This window comes from Streptomyces sp. NPDC054956, from assembly GCF_053609185.1.
This window is the reverse complement of sequence record NZ_JBSGXB010000014.1, coordinates 26,050-36,466: the sequence shown is the minus strand read 5'-3', so window position 1 is coordinate 36,466 and position 10,417 is coordinate 26,050. Positions and strand designations below refer to the sequence as shown.

Below are 10,417 nucleotides of genomic sequence, written 5' to 3'. Positions count from 1 at the left end.
TCACTCGCCGTCGCGCCTTTGTTGGGGCCGAACACCCACCGCGACTGCGACTTCGACGCACGGCAGGCCGACCCGCCCCGCGAGCTCTCAGCCGCGGAGGTAGGCGTGGATCGCCGATGCTATGGCCGTCCCCAGCGGGATCGGAACGGCGTTCCCGATCTGGGTTGCGATCTCGGTCTTCGATCCACACCAACGGAATTCGTTCGGGAATCCCTGAATTCTGGCGGCTTCGTAGTGGGTGATCGGGCGGGGCAGGGTCGGATGGAGGTAGCGACCCTTCTCCGGCTTGAAGAATTCCGTCCGGATGGTGACGGACGGCTCACCCTCGCGGAGCCGACCCATGACATCACCGCTCCCGTTGTTGTGCCTGTCCCAGCTCGCCGTCGAGAGGTAGGAGACCGGCGTGCTCACGCCCGGAGGGTTCGGAACGGAGAAGAATTCGAATTTCCCGGTCGCATTGACCGTGTACCACGTGTCACGCAGGTTCTTGCGGTTCCCGCCCGGCGGGATGGCCTCGTAACGGGCTTTGGAAAGCTCTTCAGGATTGCGCCCGAAATGAAGATCCTTGGTCTTGAAGAATCCGGGGATCATGGCATCGATCTCGGCGACGTGTTCCTTGCCGTCCGGCAGCTCGGTTCCGCGGAGCGCGATTCGGGAGGACTCCTCGAATACGCTGTCGACGGGCAGCCAGTGAAGAGCCCCCTCGTCGATTCCGTCAAGCGGCTGCATGGAGGTCTTCTTCGAGCTGTTCGTACCCTTCGGCGCCCGCGTCCGGGTCGCGATCGGGTAGGCCATCTCCCGATCATTCGACTCGCTGCGCAGGACTCCGATGACGATGGCCCGTCTACGCGCCTGAACGGCGCCGTAGTTGGCGGCGTTCAGGAGGTACCGCTTGTTGCGCTCCTCCGGCGTGTCGGAGGGCAGGAAGCCGGGAGGGTCGACGAGGCGGTAGTCCTCCAGCAGCCCACCCTCCTGCACCTCACCGAGCAGATTGGCGAATTCGTCCGACTTCAGAAAGCGGTCGACGTTCTCGATCACGAAGACCTTCGGCCGAACACGCCTGACGATGCGAACGTACTCTTCCCAGAGCCGGTTTCGGTGGCTTCCCTTCTTCGTGCGATTCAGGGCCGAGAATCCCTGACACGGAGGACCTCCGACCACCACGTCCGCGTGGAGTGCCTCCGGCGTCGGATGCCATTCTTCGATGTCCCCCACGTATACGCGGGCCGGCAAGACATCCGCCTCCAGCCGTGCGCTGCCGAAGTTCGCGGCATACGTCGCAGCCGCGGCCTTGTTGTGCTCGACCGCCGCGATGCTGCGGAAGACGGGCCCCCCGTCGGATCCGCCCTCGGGACGGAACTCGTGGAACCCCTGGGTGAAGCCGCCACAGCCGGAAAACAGATCGACGACGGTGATGGGCTCGGAGGTCTTGGGGCTGCGCGCGTGCATGAGCTGATCCTATCCGTGCAGGGCCGCTGCGATCGCCCGTCCGACCGCCTCCGCGAGGGGCGGAGGCATCGCGTGTCCGATCTGCCGATATCTGGAGGTCTTGCCACCGAAGAACCTCCACTGCTCCGGGATGGCCTGGATCAGCGCGGCCTGGTCCACGGTCAGCCTCGGTACGGCATCGACAGGGAACTGCGCGTCCGGCGCGCTGTCTCCCAGACTGATGCCATTGACACCGAGCGCGGCCCACGCATTCTTGCTGCCGGTGGGACCGAGGTCCGCGCCACCCCGACGGTCGGACCCTCCGACCACCGCGGGTGCGATGCGATCGGCACCCTTGATCCAGCGTTCGACCCCTGGCCAACCGTGTGCGGCCATGGACGGGCCGAGAACCTCGCCCACGGTCGGAGGGGGAAGCTCGTGCGGTTCCGGCCAGTGGAATCCGGGGAAATCCGCTTCTCTCAACGCGACGAGAAATCCGCTGCTGCGATTCTGCGGCACCCCGAAATCTGCGGCGTTCAGCACACGCCAAGCCGTTCGATAGCCCAGAGCCCCGAGATCGGCCTCGATCTCTTTTCTGTCCTCCTCGAAGTTCTGCCCCTCGACGAGTTCGGGAAGATTCTCCAGCAGCACGGCTCTGGGCTTGATCTCTCGCGCCAACGCGATCGCGGCCTTGAGTACGTGACGTTCCTCGTTGTCCTCCGGACGGCTGACGGCAGCCTGGGCCTTCACCCGGGGAAGACCCCCACTGAGCAGATCGACCCCCACCGTTTCCGGCCGCATGCTCGGATGGAATTGCGTCACGTCCATGCAGACGACCTCCCAATCCGGACGATTGAGGTCGATCGTGAAGCAGGCGTCCGCTTTGCTGTCGATGAGGAGGACCGGGTCGAACCCGGCCAGCTCGAGGCCGAGCGCCTGGGCTCCCGCCCCGGCGCACAGCTCCACCGATGTGAAGCGACGCAGCTCCACCGGGGAGGTAGGGGGCACGGGAACGGAGACCCCGATCCGGGGATCCGTCCCCGACGCCGATTCGGTCGCGGTGTAAGGGGAAACGGATGTGACCGCGGCCGACAGCCCGGACGCACGCCGCTGCGCGTCCACGGACTCCCCGGCAACACTGAGCAGTTCCTCGACCAGCGCGTGTTCCTCCACGCCGTCGAACAGGACGAACGGTGCGAGCCGGAGCAGTCTCTTGAGGAAATCGCGGAGGGTGTCTCGCTCGTTCAGCCCAGTGAGGTCCAGCCGGCTCCAGACGTGCAGGATGGCCCGCACCAGATGGGGGCTGCCTCCCAGGGCCGCACGGCGCGCGTAGATCTGGTCGAACGCCGCCTCCCCGAGGATCTTCAGGGCTTCGTACGGCTCCAGAGCGTCCGAGGAGTGCACGAGCTGCGCCCTCCACCACAGGCGGCCGAAAACGTGCCGGGTCAGGTCCGTACCGAGAACACGGTCCGCGGGGGGCTTGGGGTAACGCCAGAACGCGACGTCCGGGAGGAGGACGACCGCGAGAAATACCCACACGTCACGCGACGCGGCCTCGGCCGGCACCATGCCCGTCTCGGCGTGCAACAAGGCCGCGAGACGGAGGTCGAACTCCGCGTTTCGGGCGCGATCGGTGCCGTCGGGGAAACCGGACCGCCGGGCCAGGTCGAGGATGGCGACACGCAGTTCCAGGAGCCGAGCGGCGGAGACCCGATCCCCTCCCGTGGCCACGTAGACCGCCGACTCATGGGACGAGTCCACTCGCCCGGTGAGTTCGGAAACGGTCAGATTCCGGTACTCCTCGAAGAGGGGCTTGGCCTGGTCGGCGAGGAGCCGAGGATAGAGAAAGCTCATCACGACACCTCGAAGATTCTGACCGCCGCCTGAAGGTCCGAGGCGAACAGGGCCGGCGACTGTCGCTGGCGCAGCCGCATGTCGGTGACCGATCGTCCCGGAAAGAGCCGATCGAAAAGACTCATCAGGGTGGCGCCCAGCGACCCGTCGGGGAAGTCGACGTCCTCGACGAAGTCGTCGTTGTGAAGAGCGTGCTCGATCATGATGCGGGCGGTGTCCGCGTACACCGCCGACAGCACGATCCGATCGACCGCCCGGGGCTTGCTCGCGTTCCGGAACGCGGTGGCGGTCACGGTGTTCCGCTCGTTGACCAGCAACAACAGGGAGCCCATAGTGGCGCTCTCCAACCCTCCGCTGATCTGCAGGTGCCAGGCCGCGTCATCGGGGAAGGAGGTACGAGCGAAGTCGATCACCGCCATGGGGAACTGAGGAGCGTCTCCCTGCAAACGCAGCGACCGGCGGTCGCTCCACAGTACGGAGCCCGCTCTACGAGGGGCGGACGGACGGGCGTCACCCAGCCGCTCGGCCAGCACGAGGGCCGTGTCGAGCAGGAGCAGCCCTCCCAGGTCGGCACCGCGGAGTCGCACGTCGAGCACGAGATCGACGACTCCGGTACCGGTCAGCCGCAGGTGTCGGGCCGGCCCACTGAGGTTGGAGCCCGTGGCGGTCCAGACGACCGAAAGCATGAGCGCCGCGTTCGCAGGGAGACCCGACTCCGACCTCGCTCGGTCCAGATCCACCCGCACAGCCCTCCGCAACGGAAGGTCCATCCGATAGTCCCAGTCCGAAAGGGCCTCAGAAAGGGCCACCTCCCCGTCCTCGGTCACCAAATGCCATGCATCGGCGCCGACGACGTCCTCGGAGGGGACGCGATAGGGAAGAACACGTCGGGTCACGAACCCACCACCGCCTCGACCTTGATGCCGATCTCGGTCATGGTGTCCGCCGCCGGCCGTACGACGGCACGCCAGACGGCGTCGCCTCCCTCGATCACGCAGGTCTCGGAGGTGTACAGAAGCCCGTCCCCGCTCTCCCAGCCGACAAGCCGGGGCATGCTCGCGCCCAGCGGGGGGTCCGTCTCTCGCCCGCCGGAACCCGGAAGTACGACGGCCAGGTCGATCCGAACGCGTTGAGGCCCTCGCACGGGCAGGCGGAAGTTCTGGACCAGCACGGAGTCGTCGTCGTGATCGTCGTAGTAGGGGTCGCCCAGGTACTCCACGCGCGGTCGACGGCGTGGCACGCCCGCTACGCCGTGCCCGGCGCCCTCCGCCCTCGGGGCGCCGCCGGAGGCCGCCGTGTCGTCGTCGAGGCGGTCCGGCTTCGGGCCGGACGCGGCTCCCCTCTCCTTTACGGACTTGGAGGCGCGAGTGGCCGTGCTGCCGGGCTTCGCGTAGGCGGTGGCTCCGCCGATCCCCCACGCTCCGCCGACCAATCCGGAGAAGAACGCGCTCGCCGCGCCCAACGGGACACTGCTCGTCCCGGCTTTGGCAACGCCGCCGAGAGTGAGCAGCCCGTCCAAAGCCTCGTTGATGCGCCGGAACGTCGTCTGCACGAACGTACTCTCGGGCCTTTCGAGCGACTGGGGGTTCCAGGCGTCGTGCGTCGGCGGTTCGGCCTTCGCGTAGATCTCGTCCATGGTCTCGTCGGCTCGGAAGACCCCGGCGTAGCCCTGGTTCTCGCTCGGGGGTTTCGGACCGGAGAAGTACGTGACGACGAGTTCGGCGGGGCGCATGAGACACACGTGATGGACGAGATCCTCGATGTCCAACATGCGGGATGCTCGTGTCGGTTCCAGCGGCGGGATGATCCGCTTCACCAGCCCGAGGCGCCCCAGGTGTCGCTTGGGGTTCTTGCATTCCAGTTCGGCGCCGTCCGGGCCGGCCATCGCTTCGTAGGCGGCGACGAACATGTCGAGGGGACGGGTCTCCCTGGGGTCCGGCACCGCGTGCTCGACCCCGTCACAGGTGACGGAGAACCGCATGGCGGGCTCCCGGCCTCCGGTCGCGATCGCCTTGGGCCAAAGGTGCCAGGTGATGGACTCGGCGAGGTAGTCGGCGGCCTCCGATGTCGTGAGCCCATCCAGGATCGGGTCGATGACGACCACGGTCGTCCCCGTCTCGTCGGGGCCGAACGGCTTCAAGCCCAACCGGTGGGCAGCTGCCTCCGCCTCCCGTCCGAGCAAAGGCTCCACCACATCTCCCGAGGTGTCGCCCCACCAGTGCCGGCCGGTGAAGCGGCGGCCCGCGTGTGGCCCCACGCCTTCGTAGCTCTTCCAGAGAGTGCACCCGATGAGACGCGTTTCGGCTCCGCCCTGCTCCGTGCGGCACCGAGAGTGCACCAGGACGGTTCCGGACCTCGACAACAGGTAGAAGATGCCCTTGCCGAAGCCGTAGGTGCCTCCGCCCAGAGCCGTGCTGCGCGGTTCCCCGATGTTGCGGACGAAGGAGACGAAGTCACGGTCGGGGCCAACGGCTGTGTCGGCGCGAGTCGGTCCTCCGAGCCCGCGCGTGCCCCGGTCGGAGACGGCCAGCACGCGGATCGCCCCCTGCTTGACGGTCTCGCGCAACGGAAAGTTGTTCGCCCCGGCGGGAGCTCCGTCGAGCAGCAGTCGACGCCAGGACTCCGTGTGGGCCGGACCGACCGTCCACATGTCGATGCCGTAGTCGACGGGCTCGGGGGAGTCCGGGAACCGGGCGTCCCAGCTGTTCTGGGCGGATTCCCTCACCAAGATCGTCAACAGATCGAGTTCGGGACGCCCCAACTGGTTACGAATGCCCTCCGCGGCGCTCGCACCTTCCGGCGGGTAGGGCTGGGAGACCCATCGTGGCGCCGTCACACGGACTCCTGAATCAGCTCGTCGACCGTCCGCGACACCTCGCCGGGCCCCATGGTCCCGATCGTCTCGCCCGACAGGTCGATGGTGTACGAAACGTCCGAGACCAGGGCCGGAACTCCGGCGACGAGGCTCTGCCCCGTCAACCTGGGGAAGTCGGCATCGACTCGGTACCAGCGCTCCTCGCCGATCACGAAGCGCACGTCCCGGTACTGCTCCACGTCGAGGGGCAGGTATCCGACTCGAGCCAGCAGCGCGAGGAGAGCCTTCTCGTCGTCACACATGTGCACCAGTCGGTCGATCAACTCCACGAGGGCGACACCCTTGCTGTCCGAGGTGGTGCGTCGCAGGCCGAACCACGCCAGGCTGAGCGTCCCGGCCGACGGCGCCTCGAGCTGGGCGAACCCGTGAATCCGTGGCCGCCGGCCCGTATCGGCCGTGCTCGACTTCACCTCGACGGCGGTGGTCCCGTTGGAGAAGTCGTGGGGGTGGCCCTGCGGGCCGCGCCACAGGCGATGCGCGCTCGGGTCCTTCGCGAGCAGCCGCTCCAGTACCAGGAGCTCGCCGAAGAGGCCCGCGATCTGGTCCGGACCGAGCCGCGTTCCCCGTGTCCGGAAGAGTGCCCTCCAACGATCCAGAACCCGGTAGAGCGCCTTGACCGGGTTCGCCGGCAGGTCTTCGGTCTCGCCGAGAACGTCCACGCACAGCTCGGTGAAGAGATCGTCCAGATCCTCGCCCCGACAGGCCAGGTCGGCGTAGACCTGGTACGTCTCCTCGCCCTCGAGTGCACGTCGGCGGAGCTGGAGGCCGGGACCGTCGAGGCCGGTACGGAGCTTTCGGTTGGCCTGGATCGGCACGAGGACGTGCCGATGCCCCTCGCGGTCGACGGCCACGGCCAGCGGGCCTTGGTCCACCACTACAGGCAACTCGGCGACCCTCAGGCTGCGTTCGCCCGCGGTCTGCTCCGCTTCGAGCTCGGTCCAGCGTTCCTGTATGAGTTCGCGCAGCACTTCTTCGTTCATGCGTCGTCACTGTCGAGGAAGCTGAAGTCCTCGTCCTCGATGGAGACGTTGGGGAGCTTCGCCGAGATGTACTTCTCCACCGTGCTGTCGCCGTCCCGCGGCGCCGGAAAGACCAGTCCCACACCGATCACGTGTTCTTCGGCGTTCAAGGACGTACGCAGCTTCTTCGAAGGGATCGGCTCCGAGACCTTGTCGATCGGGTAGAGGACCAGCAGGCCGGTGTCCGGAGCCTGGACACGACGCAGCTCCATGATCCCCTTCTCGGTCAGCTTTGCCGTCTCTCCGATCAAGTCCACGGCGGCATCCCGACGGCTCATGAGCGTCTTGATGTCGGCGGAGCCGGGCGTTGGGTTGGTGACAGCGAGCCGTGCACGCAGGTTCCGTCCGACCGTCACGCCTGGAGCAAACGTGAAGTCCCGGTCTCCTGCCGAGTTGCCGATGACGGCGACGTTCCATCGTCCCAACGAGCCCGCGGATGCGATGCGCTTGCGAATGTAGCCGATGATCAGCTCGGGGTCGTTCTCCGGAGAGTTCTCGTGGAACTTGTAGGTCGAAAGGAACCGGGTGACCACCTCGTGCGGGACGTCGCGGAAGACGTGCCGTCCGTCTTCGGGACGCTGATCGGCGCGGACGGCGTTGGCGACCGAGGCCTCCACCAGCGAACGTGCGGCCGCGATGTTGCCGCTCAGCCAGTCACGGTCGGTGTGGAAGAAGTGCGTCTGGACCCGCTTGCCACCGTAGGAGGAAGCCGCTGTGACAGCGTCGCGCATCTTGGCGGCGGCCGTCACGCGCAGGGCCGGATGCGTGCGCAGACGCACGGCGAAGGTGAGGGGGGTCTCGTCCTCTGTCATGTAGACGTCGATGTCCCTGCGCATCTCGGTCTCGACCGTGGCCAGGTGCCGGAACCACTCGGCGAGCTCGTCGGTCATCCAAATCCGGGGAAGGTCGGCGTACCCGTTGCGGAAGCCGAACCATCGGCCCATCTGCAGGAGCGTGTCATAGGCGGACACAGCACGAACGAAGTAGCTGACGGACAGGCCTTCGAGGGTGAGACCCCGCGAGAGGGTGTTGCCTCCCACGGCGATCGCCACGACCGGGCCGTTCTCGTAGTCGAGACGGTCCTCGCTGCTGGAGTTGTCCATGATGACCCGGCATTTGCGAAGGACCGCCGGTAGCTCGTGCACCAGTTGTTCGAAGGGCACGCGCGTCTCGCCGAAGTCCTCCGCGGGTACCTTTGCGGTCTCCTCCTCCCAGAGAAGACGCAGCCGGTCGAGGTAGTCGGCATCCGTGAGGGATTGCACCGCCTGCTCGCAGAGGTGCTGAAGGGGGCGCTTGAAGCTGTTGTGCACGGAGGTGTTGACGCTGGTGTGGATCAGCATCGTGTTGTGCGGATTGCCGGATCCGCGCGCACGCCGGGCCGCCGTGACGAGCCAGAAGTACTGGACCGCCCTGCGCAGGGTGTCGGTGATGAAGGGCTCGAACCCTTCTACATCCGCCTTCTTCTCGGGACGCACGCACGCGACGTCGTCCTCAGGAACGGACCGGATCATGTCGTATCCGTCGTCGACCTGAGCCGGGTCCTCGCCGTCGAGCGCGTATCGTCCGAAGAGCACCTCGGTACCGAAGTGCCCGTGCGGCTTCGGTAGATTGACGACGAAGTCCTTGGGGTAGAGGTCCTGGGCGCTCGGGTCGATCAGCAGGTTGGCGAAGGGCGAGGCCGTGTATCCGAGGTACGCGGACTTGGGCAGGCAGCCCATGATGTCCAGGATGAGCGGGTTGATCGACTTCGTCGCCACGGTGGCCTGATCAGCCTCGTCGTCGATGATCAGCGCCGGACAGTCCACGAGGTAGTCGGACGCCTTCTCCAGCCATCGGGAGAGTTTGCGCAGGACCGTCGCGTTCTTCTTCACCACGCACAGCACGTGCGTCTTGTTGTTCTTCCCGAAGTAGGAGGCCGGGTTCTCCTGCGGAGTGAAGTCCTTGTCGAGCCCTGTGAGCTGCGACCACATCGCAGGGTTGGGCATCACCAGCTGCTGTTCCAGTCGGGCCTGCGTCTGGCGCCGAAGACCGTTGTGGATGCCCGCAAGGACGATGAACAGCTTGTAGCCGCGGTCAGCAGCCTTGGCCATGACCGAGGTGAAGTTGGTCGTCTTTCCCGACTGCACGTAGCCGACTACGAGTCCCCGGGTGGAGAAGGCCTTCTCCTTGGGGTGGTTCAGCAGGGACATGATGCGCGTGGAGGACTCGTCGAGACTCCGGATCGCCGGCTCGCGCGGCCAGCCGTCCTTGATCAGCAAGTCTTCGATCGCGGGCCAGCACTTGTCCTTGGCCCGCGGGCCCGTGTACCAGGTGTCGCGGTTGCCCAGGATCACCGCGTGCGGCTCCTCGAGCTCCTTGATCAGAATCGTCTTCTGCTCGTGCCTCTCACGGATCCGCTGTACGACGTCCGGACTGATACCGAACTGCTCCAGCCGCTTGACCGCCTCCGCGGGCGGGAACGAGTCCAGGATCGCCGTAAACGTCTCGTACATGGCGTCGAATTCGTCGCTCATAGGCTACGGCTACCCCCGACTCTCGTTCGCTGCGGCGGGAAGGGCCCTCGGAACACTTCCGAACCTGCGGTTTCGCGCAGCGAACGACATGGGCGCACCGAGGCACCCGCCATGTGACACCTCATACAACGTCACACAGTATGCAGCGGACTCAGCCCGCACACGGGGCGAAAGTCACGGTCCGCCGGCGGATCTCGACATCCGGACCATGACGGTGTCACCCCGTATCCGTCGAGGCCTCCGAACCCGGAGAACACGAAACACTCCGACGCCCCCGAGCGATCAGGGCCGGCCCGGCGACACCGGATGCGCCGACCATGCACAGCCTGGAACGACCGCCCCATGACCGCCTCCGACGAATGGCCGATTCTCGACCTCCACGACGACCGGTGGACGATCTTCGCGGATACACAAAGACACTCCCCGTTTTCCCCACACACAGGGCGCTGCTCGCGGTCCGCGGCGGCACCGGGAGGTCTGCTCGCCGCCCCGCGCTGACCTTCAGCAGGGTCTCTCGGCTGCAAGGGTCGCCCGAAGTCCTCCGACTGTTAGCGGGTCCTGCGGGGTTGAGGCACTGAATGACCTGGGGGCCGGGTCCGGGAGCAATGAAGTATCAAGGCGTGGATCCCGGCGTGTTTCGTCCCCGCTCGGATCCCGCCGAGGGTCGAACCCCCGGGCACGGGGAGGGCGGAGCGGCCGCCGGTACCGGCACCGAGAAGGCCTTCATG

6 protein-coding genes are annotated in these 10,417 nt (G+C 66.7%); all 6 read right to left on the bottom strand.

Annotated features, from left to right (window positions below; translation table 11 throughout):
* Positions 1-87 precede the first annotated feature (87 nt).
* From ACWGDE_RS04985 to ACWGDE_RS04960, 6 genes are read right to left on the bottom strand one after another with little or no spacing between them, the layout of a single operon-like run.
* Positions 88-1,449, bottom strand: coding sequence for a DNA cytosine methyltransferase (locus ACWGDE_RS04985; protein ID WP_453387569.1), 1,362 nt, complete (start codon positions 1,447-1,449; stop codon positions 88-90).
* Positions 1,450-1,458: 9 nt separating this feature from the next.
* Positions 1,459-3,282, bottom strand: a complete 1,824-nt coding sequence (locus ACWGDE_RS04980; protein WP_453387568.1) for a DUF6339 family protein — start codon at positions 3,280-3,282, stop codon at positions 1,459-1,461.
* Positions 3,282-4,178: a hypothetical protein gene (locus ACWGDE_RS04975; RefSeq protein WP_453387567.1), complete on the bottom strand. Its 897-nt coding sequence runs from the start codon at positions 4,176-4,178 to the stop codon at positions 3,282-3,284. The genes ACWGDE_RS04980 and ACWGDE_RS04975 overlap by 1 nt, the downstream gene beginning before the upstream one ends.
* Complete coding sequence (locus ACWGDE_RS04970; RefSeq protein WP_453387566.1) at positions 4,175-6,118, bottom strand: hypothetical protein; 1,944 nt, start codon at positions 6,116-6,118, stop codon at positions 4,175-4,177. Before ACWGDE_RS04970 ends, ACWGDE_RS04975 begins: the two co-directional genes overlap by 4 nt.
* Positions 6,115-7,137 carry a PD-(D/E)XK motif protein gene (locus ACWGDE_RS04965; RefSeq protein WP_453387565.1) on the bottom strand — a complete coding sequence of 341 codons (1,023 nt, stop codon included), beginning with the start codon at positions 7,135-7,137 and terminating at the stop codon, positions 6,115-6,117. The genes ACWGDE_RS04970 and ACWGDE_RS04965 overlap by 4 nt, the downstream gene beginning before the upstream one ends.
* Positions 7,134-9,689: a Z1 domain-containing protein gene (locus ACWGDE_RS04960; protein ID WP_453387564.1), complete on the bottom strand. Its 2,556-nt coding sequence runs from the start codon at positions 9,687-9,689 to the stop codon at positions 7,134-7,136. Before ACWGDE_RS04960 ends, ACWGDE_RS04965 begins: the two co-directional genes overlap by 4 nt.
* Positions 9,690-10,417 lie beyond the last annotated feature (728 nt).

What these genes read in the sequence shown, in the direction of transcription:
- ACWGDE_RS04985 (WP_453387569.1), bottom strand. Translation starts at nt 1,449, where the DNA reads ATGCACGCGCGCAGCCCCAAGACCTCCGAGCCCATCACCGTCGTCGAT.
- ACWGDE_RS04980 (WP_453387568.1), bottom strand. Translation starts at nt 3,282, where the DNA reads ATGAGCTTTCTCTATCCTCGGCTCCTCGCCGACCAGGCCAAGCCCCTC.
- ACWGDE_RS04965 (WP_453387565.1), bottom strand. Translation starts at nt 7,137, where the DNA reads ATGAACGAAGAAGTGCTGCGCGAACTCATACAGGAACGCTGGACCGAG.
- ACWGDE_RS04960 (WP_453387564.1), bottom strand. Translation starts at nt 9,689, where the DNA reads ATGAGCGACGAATTCGACGCCATGTACGAGACGTTTACGGCGATCCTG.